General features: G+C 75.5%; 12 protein-coding genes. 4 read left to right on the forward strand and 8 right to left on the reverse strand.

The genetic code is table 11. From position 1 onward, the window contains the following. Together glp and EDD32_RS02790 are read right to left on the reverse strand one after the other, a co-directional pair. On the reverse strand, positions 1 to 1,215 hold the full coding sequence (gene glp / locus EDD32_RS02785) for a molybdotransferase-like divisome protein Glp (RefSeq protein WP_123914411.1): 1,215 nt from the start codon (positions 1,213 to 1,215) through the stop codon (positions 1 to 3). Then, positions 1,212 to 2,213: a UTP--glucose-1-phosphate uridylyltransferase gene (locus tag EDD32_RS02790; RefSeq protein ID WP_123914413.1), complete on the reverse strand. Its 1,002-nt coding sequence runs from the start codon at positions 2,211 to 2,213 to the stop codon at positions 1,212 to 1,214. Before EDD32_RS02790 ends, glp begins: the two co-directional genes overlap by 4 nt. Before the next feature lie 116 nt (positions 2,214 to 2,329). On the opposite strand from EDD32_RS02790, the gene EDD32_RS02795 reads away from it, so the two are divergent. Continuing rightward, positions 2,330 to 3,016 carry a 5-formyltetrahydrofolate cyclo-ligase gene (locus EDD32_RS02795; RefSeq protein WP_123914415.1) on the forward strand — a complete coding sequence of 229 codons (687 nt, stop codon included), beginning with the start codon at positions 2,330 to 2,332 and terminating at the stop codon, positions 3,014 to 3,016. Between the two features lie 50 nt (positions 3,017 to 3,066). On the opposite strand, the gene EDD32_RS02800 is transcribed toward EDD32_RS02795, so the two are convergent. Further along, on the reverse strand, positions 3,067 to 5,682 hold the full coding sequence (locus EDD32_RS02800; protein ID WP_123920100.1) for a penicillin acylase family protein: 2,616 nt from the start codon (positions 5,680 to 5,682) through the stop codon (positions 3,067 to 3,069). Between the two features lie 134 nt (positions 5,683 to 5,816). Between EDD32_RS02800 and EDD32_RS02805 the strand changes: the two genes are divergently transcribed. Then, positions 5,817 to 6,122 carry an FmdB family zinc ribbon protein gene (locus tag EDD32_RS02805; protein WP_123914417.1) on the forward strand — a complete coding sequence of 102 codons (306 nt, stop codon included), beginning with the start codon at positions 5,817 to 5,819 and terminating at the stop codon, positions 6,120 to 6,122. 212 nt (positions 6,123 to 6,334) lie between these two features. Continuing rightward, positions 6,335 to 6,994 (forward strand): SAF domain-containing protein, encoded by a 660-nt coding sequence (locus EDD32_RS02810; protein WP_123914419.1) that lies wholly within the window; start codon positions 6,335 to 6,337, stop codon positions 6,992 to 6,994. A 106-nt stretch (positions 6,995 to 7,100) separates the two neighbouring features. On the opposite strand, the gene EDD32_RS02815 is transcribed toward EDD32_RS02810, so the two are convergent. Together EDD32_RS02815 and EDD32_RS19720 are read right to left on the reverse strand one after the other, a co-directional pair. Further along, positions 7,101 to 7,472 carry an MscL family protein gene (locus tag EDD32_RS02815; RefSeq protein ID WP_123914421.1) on the reverse strand — a complete coding sequence of 124 codons (372 nt, stop codon included), beginning with the start codon at positions 7,470 to 7,472 and terminating at the stop codon, positions 7,101 to 7,103. Positions 7,473 to 7,684: 212 nt separating this feature from the next. Beyond that, positions 7,685 to 9,238, reverse strand: a complete 1,554-nt coding sequence (locus tag EDD32_RS19720) for a DUF222 domain-containing protein (RefSeq protein ID WP_123914423.1) — start codon at positions 9,236 to 9,238, stop codon at positions 7,685 to 7,687. Positions 9,239 to 9,771: 533 nt separating this feature from the next. Between EDD32_RS19720 and mscL the strand changes: the two genes are divergently transcribed. Next, positions 9,772 to 10,182 (forward strand): large conductance mechanosensitive channel protein MscL, encoded by a 411-nt coding sequence (gene mscL, locus EDD32_RS02825; RefSeq protein WP_123914425.1) that lies wholly within the window; start codon positions 9,772 to 9,774, stop codon positions 10,180 to 10,182. 100 nt (positions 10,183 to 10,282) lie between these two features. On the opposite strand, the gene EDD32_RS02830 is transcribed toward mscL, so the two are convergent. From EDD32_RS02830 to EDD32_RS02840, 3 genes are all read right to left on the reverse strand, one after another. Then, positions 10,283 to 10,498, reverse strand: a complete 216-nt coding sequence (locus tag EDD32_RS02830; RefSeq protein ID WP_123914427.1) for a hypothetical protein — start codon at positions 10,496 to 10,498, stop codon at positions 10,283 to 10,285. Then, positions 10,495 to 15,309 (reverse strand): hypothetical protein, encoded by a 4,815-nt coding sequence (locus EDD32_RS02835; RefSeq protein ID WP_211338705.1) that lies wholly within the window; start codon positions 15,307 to 15,309, stop codon positions 10,495 to 10,497. Before EDD32_RS02835 ends, EDD32_RS02830 begins: the two co-directional genes overlap by 4 nt. Positions 15,310 to 15,585: 276 nt before the next feature. After that, on the reverse strand, positions 15,586 to 16,416 hold the full coding sequence (locus EDD32_RS02840) for a CHAD domain-containing protein (protein WP_170175175.1): 831 nt from the start codon (positions 16,414 to 16,416) through the stop codon (positions 15,586 to 15,588). Between the last annotated feature and the right edge of the window lie 19 nt (positions 16,417 to 16,435).

The following is a 16,435-nucleotide window of genomic DNA, read 5'->3' on the forward strand; positions in this document are numbered from 1 at the left end:
TCAGCCGTCCAGGAGCAGGCAGTGCAGCCGGTCGCCGGGACGCACGACCGTGACGTCCTCCGGGACGACGGCGAGCGCGTTGGACCGGGCGAGCGCCGAGAGCAGGAGCGCGGCAGGGGCCCCGACGGGCTGGGCGCGGTAGCCCTCCGCCGGACCACCGGTGACCTGGACGCGGACGAACTCGCGCCGTCCGGACGGCGAGTACCACCCGCCGGTGACGGCCGCCTGGACCGAAGGCCGGTACAGCTCGGCGTACCCGGCCATCGCGCGCAGCGCGGGTCGCACGAAGGTCTCGAACGCCACCTGCACCGAGACCGGGTCGCCGGGCAGGGCGAAGATCGGTGTGCCGTCACCGATGTGTCCGACGCCGAGCTGGCGCCCGGGCCACATGGCGACGTTGTCGAAGCGCACGGTGCCGAGCGGGCCGAGGACCTCCTTGACGGTGTCGTTCGCGCCGTGGCTGAGACCACCGGTCGTGATGACGAGGTCCGCCCGCACGAGCTGGTCCTCGAGCGTCTCGCGCAGCTCGCGGTGCTCGTCGGGGACGGCGGCGACGCGGTAGGTCGCGCCGCCGGCGTCCTGGACGGCGGTGGCCAGCGCGTGCCCGTTGGCGTCGTAGACCTGGCCCGGCTCCGCCGGCCGTCCGGGCTCGACGAGCTCGTCGCCGACCGAGACGATGACGACGCGCGGGCGGGGGTGGACGCTGACCCGGCCGCGCCCCGCGGCCGCGAGCAGCGCGACCTGGCGGGCCCCGACCCGCTCCCCCGCGGGCAGGACGATCTCGCCGGCGCGCAGGTCCTCCGCCTGACGCCGGACGTTCTCGCCCGCCGCGGACGCGGTCCGCACCTCGACCCGCGCCGGGCCGAGGTCCGTCTGCTCCAGCGGCACGACCGCGTCGGCACCGACCGGCAGCGGCGCCCCGGAGGCGATGCGCACGGCCGTGCCCGGCACCAGGTGGAGGCGGTCCGCCGCGCCGGCGCGGACCTCGTCGGTCACACGCAGGGTGACCGGCGCCGTCGGCCGGGCGCCGTCGAGGTCGGCCGAGCGGACGGCGTACCCGTCGATCCCGGCGAGGTCCGTGACCGGCAGGTCACCCTCGGCCAGGACGTCCTCGGCCAGGATGCAGCCGACGGAGTCGGGCAGCACGACGTCGAGCGGCGGGAGCGGCCCCACCGCGGCCAGGCAGGCCGCGAGGTGCTCCTGAACCGATCTCACCGGGCGCTCGGGCTGCCCTGCGACGACTCGGCGGCCCGGCCGGACCCGGCAGGGTCGGACCCCAGCTCGACGTGGCGCCCCGCGACGAACTGCTCGAGCCAGCCGCCGAAGTCCGGCCCGAGGTCCTCGCGGTCGACGGCCAGGCGCACGACGGCCTTGAGGTAGTCGAGCTTGTCGCCGGTGTCGTAGCGCCGGCCGCGGAAGACGACGCCGTGGACGCCGCCGCCCTCGGCGGGGTCGGTGCGCGCGAGGACCTGCAGCGCGTCGGTGAGCTGGATCTCCCCGCCTCGGCCGGGCGCCGTCTCCTCCAGGACCCTGAAGACCGACGGGTCGAGGACGTACCGGCCGATGAGGGCGAGGTTGGACGGCGCCTCGTCCACCGGGGGCTTCTCGACGAGCTCAGTGACGCGCACGACGTCGCCGTCGGCCAGCGTGCCCACCGGGGCGTGGTCCACCGGCTCGACGGCGGCAGCGCCGTAGAGGTTGATCTGGTCGGGGTCGACCTCGAGCAGGGCGATGACCGAGCCGCCGAGGGCCTCCCGCACGGCGATCATGTCGGTGAGGAGCGGGTCACGGGCGTCGATGAGGTCGTCACCGAGCAGGACGGCGAACGGCTCGTCACCGATGTGGTCCTTGCCCTGGAGGACGGCGTGGCCCAGGCCCTTGGGGATGCCCTGGCGGACGAAGTGGATGTGCGCCAGGTTCGTGGAGCGGCGCACGAGGTCGAGCCGTTCGGTGTCCCCCTTGTGCTCCAGGGCGGTCTCGAGCTCGCGGGTGTGGTCGAAGTGGTCCTCGATGGCGCCCTTGCCCCGGCCCGTGACGAGCAGGACGTCGGTGATCCCGGCGTCGGAGACCTCCTCGACGACGTACTCCACCGCCGGCTTGTCCACCACCGGCAGCATCTCCTTGGGCATCGCCTTGGTGGCGGGCAGGAACCGGGTCCCGCGGCCGGCGACGGGGATGAGGGCCTTGCGCACTGACGCTTCGCTCGCAGACATGGTCCGACGATATCGGGCGCCGCGCCGGTGCACCCGTCCGACGGCGGCGGCACGCGGCGGACCCCCGCCGCGCGCCTCGGTGGCCGCGTGTCCCCTCCGGCTGAGAGACTGGGCACATGGAGCGCCCGCACATCCCCCTGCCCCGGACGGACGGTTACGAGGCGGAGGACGCGAAGCAGATGCTCCGCCAGATCATCCGTGAGCACCGCGCCCTGCGCACCCCGCAGGAGCGGGCCGAGGTGGGGCGGTCGCTCGTGGCCCAGGTGCTCGAGGCGGTCGGCGCGGCCCGCACCGTCGCGGCCTGGGTCTCGCAGGGGACCGAGCCGAGCACCCTGGCCTCCCTGGCGGCCCTGCACGAGCAGGGGTGCACCGTGCTGCTGCCCGTGCTCGGCCCGGGGCTGAACCGGACGTGGGGCCACTACACCTCGGCGCAGGACCTCGCCGTGCGTGCGCCCGGCCGCCCGCCCGAGCCGTCGGGCCCCGTGCTGCCTGCCGAGGCCGTCGCGGACGCCGACGTCGTCCTCATCCCCGCGCTCGCGATCGACGCGCACGGCACCCGCCTGGGCCAGGGCGGCGGGTGGTACGACCGGGTGCTCGTCCACGCCCGCCCGGGCACACCTGTCTTCGCCGTCATCCACGCCGAGGAGCTCGTCGGCGACGTCACGCTGCCCCGGGTGGAGCACGACGTGCCCGTCGGTGCGGTCATCACCCCGGACGAGTGGTTCCTCCTGGAGGGGTCGGCCTTCCGGGCGGAGGCGCTCGCGAACGGCGCCTCAGCGCTCGACCACCTCGCCGAGCGCTGAGACCGGCTTCCCTCGCCTGAGCGCTGCGCCCGGCTTCCTTCGTCTGAGCGCTACTCCGGCGGACGCAGAGTGAGCGTCGCGCTCGCGGCCTCCTCGACCGCCTCCCTCGAGGACGGCCAGGGGTAGGTCTCGCCCTGCGCCCAGGCGCGGAGCTGGTCGGTGTAGGCGTCGGCACCGGGGTGGCCGGAGGTGCCGGTCGAGATCACCCAGGTGGAGGCGTCGGGCTCGTCCAGGTCGGCGACCAGACGCACGGCGGGGCCGGCGGTGACGGTGTAATCGACCCGGCCCAGGTGGTCGCGGGCGGAGGCGTCGTAGTGCGTGGCGTTGACGACCGCGCCGCCCCCGGCCACCCCGATCGGCGCCGGGTTGACCAGCCGGCGCACCGCGGCGGGCACGCTCTCCCCACCGAGCACCGGGTGCTGCGGGGCGAAACGGTGCAGGTTGCCCCACTCCCAGTCCTCGGCGTCCTTGCCCAGCGAGTTCGTGAGCTGCTGGCGGGCCGTGAACATCGCCTGGCGGAGGATCTCGTCCCGGCCCTCGACGAGGTTGACCGTCGTGCGGTCGTCCCACCAGGGGTTCGACGGGTCCTCGAGGAGGTTGGTGATCACGCGGAGCCACCGTCCACCGCCGTCGGGCGCCTGCGACGCGGGCAGGTCGTCGGAGAAGGTGAGGTCGAGGAGGTTGGCCCACACGGCGTTGAAGTACGCGGCGCCGGAGGAGTCCGCGCTCGTCGGGAAGCCAGCCGCCGACCACGTCCGGAGCTCGTCGACGGCCTCCGAGACGAAGGGGTCGTCGATGTCCACCTGGAGCAGCGCCGGTACGACGGCGGAACCGAAAGGACTGGCGTCGTCGAGCATGATCTCGTTCATCGCCGCGACGTCGAGCTGCTCGCCGGCGGCGATGCGTCCCTCGAGGATCGTGCGGATGCGCTCGGAGCGGTATCCGGCGGACCAGTCGGAGGTGAGGAAGGGCCCCTCACCGGCGGGCATGACGGCCTGGTTGGCGGCGACGACGAAGCCCTCGCCGGGGTTGAGGACCGCGGGCATCTGCTCGGCGGGGACGAACCCCTGCCAGTCGAACCGCGAGTCCCAGCCCGGCCGTGGCCAGGAGCCGTCGGACGGCACAGGTGAGTCCGGCACGGCGGCGCGCACGGGGATGCGCCCCGGCGCCTGGTAGCCGATGTCGCCGTCGGCGGTCGCGAAGACGATGTTCTGCGAGGGCACCTCGAGCAGCGCCGCGGCGGCAGCGACCTCCTCGGCCGTGGTGGCGCGGTTGAGCGCGAAGATCGCCTCCGGCGTGCGGCCCGGCGTCAGCGCCGTCCACTGCAGGGCGACGGCGTAGCCGGAGAAGCCGGCGGGCGGCGCACCCTCGGGGACGGGCACCGAGCCCGCCGCGTCGGCGTCGGGCAGGACCTCGGAGACGATCGGACCGTGCGCCGTCGCCGAGACGGTGATGACGCGCGAGGCACCGCCGTTGACCTCGATCGTCTCGCGCCGGGTCTCCAACGCGACCCGTTCGCCGTCGCGCAGGTACGTGCCGTCGTCGTAGAGGCGCTCGAGGGTGAGGTCGGTGACGTCGGCCGGGAGCGTGGTCAGCCCCCACGCGAGCGCGGGGTTGCGGCCGATGACGACGCCGGGCAGGCCCGAGAAGCTCACCCCGGTGACGTCGAAGGTGCACGTGGGCGACGGCTCGGTGCAGTGCAGACCCACCTGGGTCCACAGGCTCGGCGAGGGCAGCGCCATGTGCGGGTCGTTGGCGAGCAGCGGCGCGCCGGTGGTCGTGTGCTCACCCGAGACGACGAAGGAGTTCGACCCGATGCCGCTGCCCTGCCCCAGCATGCCCGGCACCGCCCGCAGCGCGGCCGCCGCCTGGCCCAGCGCCGCCGACGCGGCGGAGACGGCGGCGTCCGACGCGTCACCCGGTGCCTCGGGGCGGTGGGCGGCGGCCTCGACGCTCTCGCCCTGGGGGGCGACGATCGGTGTGGCCTCCTCGTAGGCGTACTCGGGGTAGAGCTCCTCGACCCGCGCGACGTTCCCGGCCAGCGGCCGCAGTGCCGCCGCCCGTCCGATCTCGTCGTCGAGGTTGCCGCTGAGGTCCCACGCCATGGCCTTGAGCCAGGCGATGGAGTCCACCGGGGTCCACGGCTCGACCGGGCGCAGCTCGGTGCTCATCCCCAGGATCGTGTACTCCAGCCCCAGCTCGGAGGCCTCACGCCGGTCGAGATAGGCGTTGACGCCCTCCGCGTAGGCCTCGTAGAGCGCCCGGGACTCCTCGCCGAGCATGTCCCACTCCTGCTCGGCGACGTTGCGCCAGCCCATCGTGCGGATCGCCGAGTCCGCGTCCAGCGCGGCGTCGTTCTCGCCGACGAGCTCCGACAGCCGCCCGGCGGTGACGTGCCGGCGGTAGTCCATCTCGAAGAACCGGTCCTGGGCGTGGACGTAGCCCTGCGCGCGCATGACGTCGGTGTCCGAGGACCCGTACAGGTGGGCGACGCCGCGCTCGTCACGGATGATCTCCACCTCGGCGCCGAGGGCGTCCAGGGTGGCGGCACCGGCGTGGTCCGGCAGCGGGCGGCGCACGAGGACGGTCGCCAGGCCCGCGCCCACGACGAGGACGACGACGACCAGCGCGGCGACGACGATCGCCACCTTGCGCACCACAGACATCCGCACGTCGAGAGCCTAAGGGACGACACCGGTGCTGCCCGCGACCCCGCGGGCCCGAGCCGTGACGACGCGGTAGGATTGGCACTCGGTGAGGTGGAGTGCCAGCAGCCGCCCCGAGTCCCCTGGAGATTCCCGTGCCTACCTATGCCTACCGCTGCACCGTGTGCGGCCACGAGTTCGAGGCCAAGCAGTCGTTCGCCGACGACGCTCTCACGGTGTGCCCGGAGTGCGGCGGAGCGCTGCGCAAGCTGTTCTCGTCGGTGGGCGTGGTCTTCAAGGGGTCAGGCTTCTACCGCAACGACTCGCGCTCCACGAGCACCTCGACGGCACCGGCGAGCGAGCCGGCCAAGACCGCAGCACCGAAGGAGACCGCGAAGCCGGCCTCCACGACTCCGACGTCGACCGCTGCGAAGTCTACCGCGGCGAAGTCCGCGAGCTGAGGCCGACCGACGCGCTGGCCTGCTCCTGACGCTGGCCTGCTCCTGACGCTGGCCTCCCCCTGGGGCTGGTCTGCTCGTGCGGCGGATCTGCTTCTCACACGCCGTCCGCGCGACCGTCCCGGCGTCCTCCACAGGTACGCCGCCCGCGGGCGGGCCCACAGAGGCCCAGGTGCGACTCGGCGGTCCAGACCCGCGCGCCTAGCGTCGCTCGGGTGCGCAGAGAGACCGTCCCCTCCCGCTCGGCGGCCGCGGTGCTACGTCGGACACTCTGGCGCGGACGCCACCTGCTGGCTGCCCTCTGCCTCGGTCTGGCGGTGAGCGTCATCGTCTCGACGCTCGCTCCGCCACCGCCGGCCGGGGTGCCGGTCCTGAGCCTCGCCCGCGCCGTCCCGGCCGGAACCGTTCTCACCGACGCCGACGTCACGCGTCGTACCCTGCCGGCGTCCGCCGCCCCCACCGCCCTCACTGCTCCCGCCGACGCGGTCGGCCGCACCCTCGCCGTCGGCCTGCCTGCTGGCACCGCGCTCGTGGAGAGCATGCTCGTCGGACCTGGGCTGGCCGGCGCCGCACCGGCGGGCACGGTCGTGGTGCCTGTCCCGCTGGCTGACGCGGGCTCGGCCGCCCTGGCCGAACCAGGACGCCGGGTCACGCTCGTCGCCGCGGACTCCGATCTCTCAGGTACGGCTGGGGCCGCCCGCGTCGTGGCCCGCGACGTCGTCGTCCTGGCCGTCCACCGGCCCGAGGCAGGCGGGAACCTGCTCGACCCGGGCGCCTCCGGCGTGACGGTGATCTTCGTCGCGGCCCGTGAGGCCGACGCCACCGCACTGGTCGGCGCGGGCGCTTGGGCGCCTCTGCGGGCGGTGATCAGGTGACTACTGCCGCGCCGGTCTCCTGCACGTCCGCCGAGCCGCGAGGCGACATCCCCGGCCGGGTTGGGCCGAGCCTCAAACTTGCTCGATCCCCGCTGAGCGCCCCCGATCAGACCTGGGGACGCTCGCGGAGCGCGTCGCGGATCTCGCGGAGCAGGGCGATCTCCTCGGCGACGGCCTCGTCCTCCACCGCGGGCTTCGTGAACCGCGTCTTCGCCGCCTCGTAGGGCTTGACGATGAAGAAGTAGACGACGAACGCCAGGATGACGAACGCGACGAGGGCGGTGAGGAACGGCCCCACGGTCGCGAAGCCTCCAGGTGCCCACTCGTCGAAGTTCGGGGCGCCGCCGGCCTTGGCCAGCGCCTCCAGGACGATGGCGGTGAAGGCGGTGACCACCGCCGCGAACGCCGTAGCCATGATGAAGGCGACGGCGAGCTCGACGAGGTTGCCGCGCATGATGAAGTCCTTGAAGCCCTTCACGGGATCCTGCCCTTCCTTGACGGGAGTGTCCGGCCGAAAGCCGGCGCGTCGCTCACGCTAGCGCTGACGTCGGTCCTGGTCGGGACGCGAAGTTGTCGGCCCGACCATGGCGTCCGCGGTGGGCCTCGCACGGCACGGCACGGCACGGCACACAGGGCACGGCGCACCCCACGGCCCCTGGCGCGTGGCCCCTGGGGCGTGGGTTGTGCGGGCTAGTTGGTGCGGAAGGTGGTGGTGCCGAGGAGGGTGCCGTCGCGGCGGTGGAAGGTCCATCGGTCGGTGTGTCGTTCGATGGTGATGTGGCGGTTGTGGACGTGGTCGTGGTGGTGCCAGCACAGCAGGATGCCTGTGCGGAGGTCGGTGGGGCCGTGCTGGGCGTACCACCACAGGGAGTGGTGGATCTCGCCCTCGCCTGGTGGTGCTGAGCAGTCGGGGTACTGGCAGTGGCGGTCGCGGGCGATGATGGCGCGGGTCTGGGCGGCGGTGTAGAGGCGTTCCTCGCGGCCGACGTCCAGGGGTTGTGAGTCGGGGCCGAACACGACGCGGTGGATCCCGGAGGAGCAGGCCAGGCGGGCCAGGAGGGCGGGCGGCAGGGGGGTGCCGTCGGCCAGGGTCGCGGGGTCCGCGGCGGCCATCGCGGCGAGGTCGTAGTCGGCGCTGATGACGGCCTCGGGGTGGCCGCAGGTGCACCCGGCGGCCGCGGCGTCGGTGGTGACCGGGCCCGCGGCGTCGGTGGTGACCGCGTCTGTCGCGACAGCGGCGGGGCCGGTGAGGTCGAATGCGGCGCCGGGGCCGGTGGGGCCGAATGCGGCGCCGGGGCCGGTGGGGCCGAACGCGGCGCCGGGGCCGGTGGGGCCGAACGCGGCGCCGGGGCCGGTGGGGCGGGGGTTGGTGGCGGGGCAGGTGGGGTGGTGGGGGGTGCGGGTGGTCCGGGCGAGCAGGGCCAGGGTGGTGAAGGGGACGGTGACGCACAGGTGGGGGCGGGTCCGGGCGAAGGGTTTGAGGATGCCGGCGTCGAGGGTGAGGTGGGCCAGGGATCCCAGGGCGCCGGCGCGGCGTTGGTTGGGGGTGCGGGTATCGGTCGCGGCGGGGGTGCCGACCCGGGCGTCGAGGGCGGTCAGGAGCGCGGTGCCGGTGGTCTTGGAGAGCCAGCCGCCGGGGACGTAGCCGTCGGTGGTCTCGGCGAGGTAGAACTCCTCGCGGTCGGCGTCGGCGCGGTAGGCGCGGTCGGCGGCGTCGGGGTCGGCGCGCAGGGCCCAGTGGCGCAGGGCCAGGGTGAAGCCGTGGGCGTCCATGGTGGTGGCGTGGCCCAGGAGGAAGTCCTCGCCGAGGTCGTGGTGGCGGAGCAGGGCCTGGCGGGCCGGGGTGTCGGTGGTGTGGCGGACCAGGGCGGCGGCGTGGTCGACGCTGATCGTGCCGGTGGCCAGGGCGGTCGCGGTGGCGGGGAGGTGGTCGCGCAGGGCGCGGGCCTGGCGGACCTTGCGGGCCGCGGCGCTGTGGTGGCGGCCGGAGCGGTTCCGGTACCAGGCGGCCATGGACCGGGCACCGTCCAGGGCCCACCGGCCGTCGGCCTCGACCGCGGTCAGGGCCCGGGCGGTCAGGGCCTCGAGCTGGCGGCGCAGGGTCTCGGCCTGGTCCAGCACGTCCAGGGCGACCTGGGCGGGGTGGTCGAGCAGGTCGGTTGCCAGGACCGCCGTGAGGGCGTCCTGGACGCCGGTGAGCAGGGCGGCCGGGTCGGGGGCGGGCAGCTGCGCGGTGACCGCCATCACCGTTCACCTCCCTCGTCCGTGTCCACCCCCACCGTATCGAACGGACGTTCGCCAGGTCCAGGAGAACGGCGTCATTCCGCCAAATTTGTGGACACCCACGCACGAACCACACCTGTGGAGGAACAGTGAAAAAAGACGAACCCAGAGTGCCGAGGTGAGGAGCTGACCGACGCACGAGGCAAGCTGTGCTCCGGTACGCGGACCGTGGCGGCCTGAACTCCGGTACGCGGACCGTGGCGGCCTGAACTCCGGTGCGCGGACCGTGGCGGTCTGAACTCCGGTGCGCGGACCGTGGCGGTCTGAACTGGTGAGCGGATCGTGGCGGGATGCACCGGCGGAGTTGGATTCCGGAGCGAGCAGCGCCAGGATGCGCGCCGACGTCGCCCCGGGTGGCTGGCCCCGCTCACAACCGCCCGTCTCTCCGAAGCCGGGGCGCTCGAGTCGGTGACGTCGGAAGAGGCGCCGTATCATCGCCGGGCCAGCGCGGGCGCGTTCCCCGCGCGCCCTGACCGAACCGCGGAGGACGCTCGATGTTGCAGGGATTCAAGGAGTTCGTCGCGCGTGGGAACGCCGTGGACCTCGCCGTGGGCGTCGTCATCGGCGCAGCCTTCGGCGGTGTGGTCACCGCCATCGTCGAGAAGGTGCTCAACCCGCTGGTGGCGGGGATCGTGGGACAGCCGAACTTCGACGACGTCCTCGCCTTCACCCTCGGCGACGCGACCGTCCAGCCCGGCGCCGTCGTCACCGCGCTCGTGAACTTCCTGCTCGTCGCCGGCGCGATCTACTTCCTCGTGGTCACCCCCGTGAACAGACTGGCCGCGAGGCGCCGGGACGAGGACGCCGAGCCGGCCGCCCCGGCGGACGACGTGCGGGTGCTCACGGAGATCCGGGACCTGCTGGCCGCCCAGGCGAGCGCCCCGACCGACGCCGAGCGCCGCTGACACCGGGTTGCTTCGACCGTCACCCGGACCGGCCCAGCGCGTTCCATCCCCGCCACACCGGCAACCCGCGCCGCCAGCTCACCACCTGCACCCGGGTCTGCTACTGCCGCCCCCAGTGCGGCGGCACGTCCTCGATCAGCCTGGCGTCGTTCCCGCCCGCGGCGCCGGGCGCGGCCGGACCGGCGACGGCGCCCGGGTCCCCGGTGTGCAGTGCCTCGGCCTCCCCGGCCACCTCGCCCGACGCGAGGCGGCGTCGGTCGACCTCCGAGAGCGCGATGACCCGCCGGTGCCGGCGGCGCCGAGGAGCCTCGCTCACGGCCGCCGCCGCACCACGTGCCCGAGCACGGCGTCGACCTGGGCGCCGCGCCGCGTGAGGGCCAGCGCTCCGCGCAGCTCCTCGACGAGCTCGGCGTCGTCGCGCTCGGCGCCGTCGGAGACGACCCAGGCGAGGAGGTCGTCGAGCTGGTCGTCGCTGTACGCGGCGAGCGGCAGTCCGGCCACGACCGGCGGGCGGGCCCCGCGCTCACGAACGGGGCCGCGCCGGGCTGCTGCGTCCTCGTCGGTGCCGGGAAGAGGTCCGATCCCCGTGCCATCGGTGGGGGAGCCGCTGCCATCGGTCGCCCGGGCACCGGCTCGGGGTGCCGTCTCACGGCCGCCGGCAGCGCCGTCGTCGCTCGGCACCGGACCGTCAGGCCGCGCCGCGCCGTCGCCGGGCGCCGGCGCATCGCCCGGTCCCGCTCCGGCGTCCGCAGCCCCGGGGCTGCCCTCGCCGGTCCCGTGCGCGCCCGCTGCCGCGTACGTGTGGGGCAGCGCTGAGCGGGCAGGGGTAGCGGCAGCCAGGGCGGCCTCCGCCGCGACGCGGCGCTCCTCGACGACGGCGAGCACCTCGGCGAGGATCGCCTCGGCCTCCGCCTGCGGGTCCATGAACACCGCCGTCGAGAACGCCGTCCGGACCCGCCAGCCCCGGGCCGTGAGCCGCTCGACCCAGTGCCGGTCGCGCCGGCGCAGGCTCTCCTCGGCCACGTACTCGTCGTCGTCGGTCAGGACGGCGACGACGAGCTCGCCGGGAAGATCGGGGTGCCCGATCGCGAGCGGGATGCGCACCCCGCCCGGCAGCCCGTAGCGCGGCACGACGGTCAGGCCGAGGCGCCACAGCCGCTCGGCGAGGTCGACGAGGAGCTGGTCGGGCTTCTCCCCCGGTGCGGCGGCGGGCGTCTCGCCCGGCAGCGCCCCGGTGGCGGCCTGGTCGAGGAGGTCGGCGAGCAGCTTCGGCCCGGCCTGACTGACCCTGCTGCGGTCGATCTCCCCCGGGCCGATGCAGCTGACGATGACGAGCTGGTGGCGCACGGCGTCGAGGGCGTCGACGAGGCACGCGAGGCCGTCCGGGCCGGACACCGGGCCGAAGCGGTGCAGCACCCGCCCGTGCGGGGTCTTGCCGAACCCGACCGAGAGCACGACGACGTCGCGGCGCAGCCCTGCGGCGCCGTCGACCTCGAGGACCGTGAACGGCTCGGGCCGGTCTGCGGCGAAGAAGCCGGCGACGGCGTGGCTGTCGGTGACGGCGGCGCGCACCGCCTCGCGCACCCGGTCGGCGTGGCGGGCGTTGAGGGCCACCACGGCGAGGGACTGCTCCGGGGTGGTGAGGGCGTGCTCGACGACGAGGTCGACGACCCGGTCGACCTCGCTCTGCACCGACTCCACCGCGTCGGAGCCGGGCGACGGCATACCGAAGCCCTCGACGAGGTCCAGGAGCATCCGCGAGGCGGACGGCGGCGCGGGCACGGAACGGATGACGTCGCCGTAGCCGTGGGCGGAGAGGAACGCGGCGATCCCCTCGTCCCGCTCGGCCCGGCCGGTGGGCAGGGTCACGGCAGGCAGGAGCGGGGCGAGCGCACCGACGAGACCGTCGCCGCCGCGCCGCGAGTCACCCACGAGGACGACCTGGCGGGCCCGGGCCAGCAGGGCCACGGCCTGCTCGACCGGCAGGTTCTGCACGCCGTCGAGGACGAGGAGGTCCACGCTCGGCTCCTCCGGCGCGAGCTGGGCGACGAGCATGGGGGCGACGAGCCACACCGGTCGCACGACGCCGGTCAGGCGCGGGTGGGCGGCGAGGGTCTCCCGCAGGTTGGCGCCGCGGCCCGCGCCGAGCGCGTGGTAGAGCCGGGCGGCCTCGTCGCGGTGCTCACGGACCGTCGCGCGCACGTTGGCGGCGACGGCGCGGCGCACCGGGCCGGCGAGGGAGGCGACCTGGGCCTCGTCCAGGCTGCGGAACCGCTCCGCCAGGGCCGTCAGCGCGGGGCCGTCGTGCCCGGCGAGCGCGGGGTCGGTGCGCAGGATCTGCTCGAGGACCGAGCTCCACCAGGCCAGGTCCAGCTCGGGCCCCACGAGGGCGGTCGGCACGCGCCGCTCGGTGAGGTCGTCGACGAGCGCGCCGAGCCCGCGCGAGCGCAGCGACCCGAGCAGGGCGGTGCGCTCGGGCAGCAGACGCAGGGCGGGGGCGTCGAGCCCGAGCTCGCGCATCCGGGCCGTCAGCGCGGGGAGCTCGAGGGTGAACAGGTCCTCCCGCCCTGCGCCGGACCCGACGACGTCCTGCAGGGCGGCGAGGTCGGCGTGGGCCTGGGCGGCGGTCGTCTTGATCTCGGCCAGGCCGTCGGGGAGGCGGGGCCAGCCGCCGGCCGGGTCGTAGCGCCGCCAGATCTCGCGCTGCTCCTGCACGCGCACCAGCTCGGCGTTGAGGTCGGCGACCGGACGGCCCGGACGCAGGAGGTCCTTGGCCTGCTTGCGCAGGCGCCGGCGCACCGACCACTTCATCGACAGCCCGCGGTCCTTGCGCCAGCGGCGGGTCGCCGTCGCGACGACCATGTCCGCCGCGGAGCGCTCGAAGATCTGCGGGAGGAAGACGTCCAGGGCCTCGGCGACGCCGTCGAGCATCCCCAGCTGCTCCTCCCACTGGGTCAGGGTGGTGGCGCGCTCGATGCCGGTCTCGCGCACGACCCGGTCGACGTGGGCGGTCACCGCCGGGAGGGTGAGCTCGCCGAGCCGCTGGGTGCGCTCGAGCGCGGCGGAGGCGGCGGGCGCGTCGGACAGACGCGCGCCGTACCAGGGGGTGTCCGAGGGACGCAGCGTGAACGCCCCCAGCGCCGACGCCCGGGCGAGCTCCTCGTGCGCGGCGGCCAGGCCGCCGTCGACGAGGGAGCGCAGCGTGCGGGCGTCCAGGCGCACCCGGGTGCGCGGGCCCGGCCGGGCGGCGGTGAGCTCGGCGAGGGCCTGGAGGGCGTCGTAACCCGACGCGTCCCAGTCCTCGTGGCGGGCGTGCAGGCCCGCCACGTACCTGCCGAGGCGGTTGCGCACGTCCACCAGCTCGGCGCGCAGGGCGGCGTTGGCGTCGTCGTCGACGTCGACCTCGTGGGCGTCGAGTCCCGCGCGGAGCGAGGCGGCCGCCGAGGTGCGCCAGCGGCTGTCGGTGGACAGGTCGAGCACCAGCTCGCCGAGGCCGAGCTCGGAGATCCGCTGGAGCAGGGCGCGGCCGGTGCGCCGCGAGCCGGGCACGTACATGGCGGTCCGGCCCGACGCGGCGGCGTCGGCGAGGATCGCGGCGACGGTGCCGGGGACGTCGGCGCCGGGCGGGGCGTCGAGGAACACGTGCGCCCCGGAGGCGACGGCGTCGACGGCGTGAGCCTGGTCGACGTCGAGGTCGCCCGCCCCGCGCTCGGTGGCGGGGTCGCGGTCCACGGGGATGCGGCGGGGCAGCTCGACCGTGAGCTCGGCGCGGGCGTCGGCGTCCCCCGCGAGGGCGGCGACCACCGTGGCTGCGGGCAGGTGCGGGGCCATCGCGTCGAGGTCGTCGACGAGGGCCTGGCCGGGGTGGACGAAGGGGCCGACGACGATCCGCTCGGAGAGCTCGAAGCCGGGCAGGTTCTCCCGGCCGAGCTCGCCGAGGCGGGCCAGCGCCAGGCGGGGCGTGAAGCCCTGGTCGGTGTAGGCGGACCTGCCGACGGCGGTGACGTCGGCGTCGACGCCCGCCGCGCGCAGGGCTCGCACGAGCACGGGGTTGACCTCGATGGCGGACTCGAGGTCGATGTCGAAGTCCGACTCCCCGGGGTGCGCCTCGAGGCGCACGGCCCGCAGGAGCACCGGCGCGTGGACCGTGCGGACCCGGGTCCGGGCGGCGTCCTCGGCCGTGTCCTCGGCGGTGCGCGTCGGCGGGGTCACCGGCGCCTCGGCCGGGGCGCCGCGCTGCGGCTGGTCCGCCCCGGTAGCCGTGGCAGCCTCGTCGGTCGCCGCGACGGCGTCGTCCGGCGCGGCCGCGCCCGCGGTGCCCGGGACCGCGCTGGTGGTGGCCGCTGCGTCCACGGTGGCACCACCGTCCGTGGTGCGCGCACCGTCCGTCTCCGTCGCGTCGTCCGCCAGCACGACACCGTCCGTGGTGACGTCGCCTGGCGCTGCCTCGTCCGGGGTGCCGGCCGAGGAGCGAGCGGTGGCCTCGTGGTCGGCGTGGGCCGTGCCCGGGTCCGCGGAGACCTCCAGCACCAGCGAGCCGGTGTCCGTCAGGTCCGGTGCGACCGGGTCCGGCAGGACCGTCCAGCTGGCCACGCCGATCGCGAGGTAGGTGGGAGCGACGCCGTACCGCTGGGCGAGCTCGTCGGCCCGGGCTCGCACGGTCCGGGCGGCACGGCGGGCGGCGAGCTGAGCGCCGCCCTCGCGCACGAGGTTGTTGAGCCGGGTGGTGCGCCCGGCGTACAGCTGGGCGATGCCCGACGGGTGGGCGGCCGTGAGGTCGATGACGGCGTCACCGAGGAGGGTGATGTCGGCCAGGGTCGACGCCCCACCGAGACGGACGAGGCTCTCCCGCCAGGTCGCGGCGGCCCTCGCGACGAGCGCGGCCCGCTCGGGGTCGACGTCCCGCGGCCGCACGGGGCGGAACGGACGTGCGACCGAGCGCCGCGGCGCCCGGCCCTCGCGGCTGAACGCCGAGCCCGGCGCCGGCCCGTCGGGGACGACGGCGGCCTCGTCGGGCGAGGCGGTCGCGACGCCGCCGCCGCGGCGTCCGTCGGTGCGGTCCTGGGCGGCCCGCGCGGCGTGGCGCCGGGCCTGCCCGCCTCGGGAGAAGAGCGCAGGAGGGGTCATTCCACCACCGTAGGCAGGGCCGGGGCACGGCGCGTGGTGCCGCGCCGACGAAAGCCCGACGCCCGCCGGCGGCACCCGGGTGCGGAACTCTCCACCGGCACCGAGGCCAGGCTGCGGTAGCACCATCGACGGGGGCGGCGGGACCGCCATGTCGGTGTTCCTGGTCCACGTCCCCGGGCCGGCGCGCCCTGAACGGAGCGCGACGCGCAGGGGGGGTTCGGCATCGCGCCCCATCCACAGCCATCCTCGCTCACCCGGCGGACCCGGTCAACGGACTCAGCCCAGCCAGGCCCGCACCCTGGCGCGTCCGAGCCGCAGCCGTGCGCGTGGCACCCGAGCCTCCGCCCGGTCGGCGAGGTCGCGCTCGACCAGCGCGAGCCGGGCGTGCAGCCACGTCTCGGGCTCGGTCGCCGCGGGCCGCAGCCCCTCGAGCAGCCCGCGAGCGGTGACGGCGTCCTGGTGCTCGCCGAGCACCTCCTGGAGCTCCTCCGCGGCCGCGGCGAGGCGGACCGCCGGCTTGCCGACGGCGGGCGTGACCGCCTCCGCGGCGTACCTCAGCCGCTTCGCGGCCTTCCGGGCCTCGTGCAGCAGCGGGTCGCGGACGGCGGGGTCGTCCTCCGCGAGCGCCGCCTCGAGCCGGCGCACCACCCGGCGGTGATCCTTGCGGACCCGGCGCCGCAGGTCCTTGCCGGAGGCGCCGGGGACGATCGGCGGCCCCGCACGGAACCGGTCCAGCGCGCGGGTGAGGTCGCCGGCGCGCGGGGAGTCCAGCGCCTCGACGAGCTCGGCGTGGGCGGTGCGGTGCCGCTCCTCGAGCATGCCCGCGAGTGCGGCGACGGCGTCGTCGTCGCCGAGACCGGACGCGTGGTCGGCCAGGCGGGCGGCCATCACCTCCGCGTCACGGACCGCCCCGAGCCGCCGGCCCAGCCACCTGGCGTCGTCACGGAGCTGGTCCACCGGCTCGAGAAGCGGCCCGAAGGTCGCCAGCGCGCTGCGCAGCCGCCGCGTCGCCACCCGCATGCGGTGCACCGCGTCGGGCTCGTCGGCCCGGACGGCGTCGACGAGGTCGGTCAGGGTGTCGACCTGCGCGCGCAGATACTGCGCCACGGCCCTCCGGCCCCGCCGT

This window comes from Georgenia muralis (genome assembly GCF_003814705.1).
GTDB classification, from domain to species: Bacteria; Actinomycetota; Actinomycetes; order Actinomycetales; family Actinomycetaceae; genus Georgenia; species Georgenia muralis.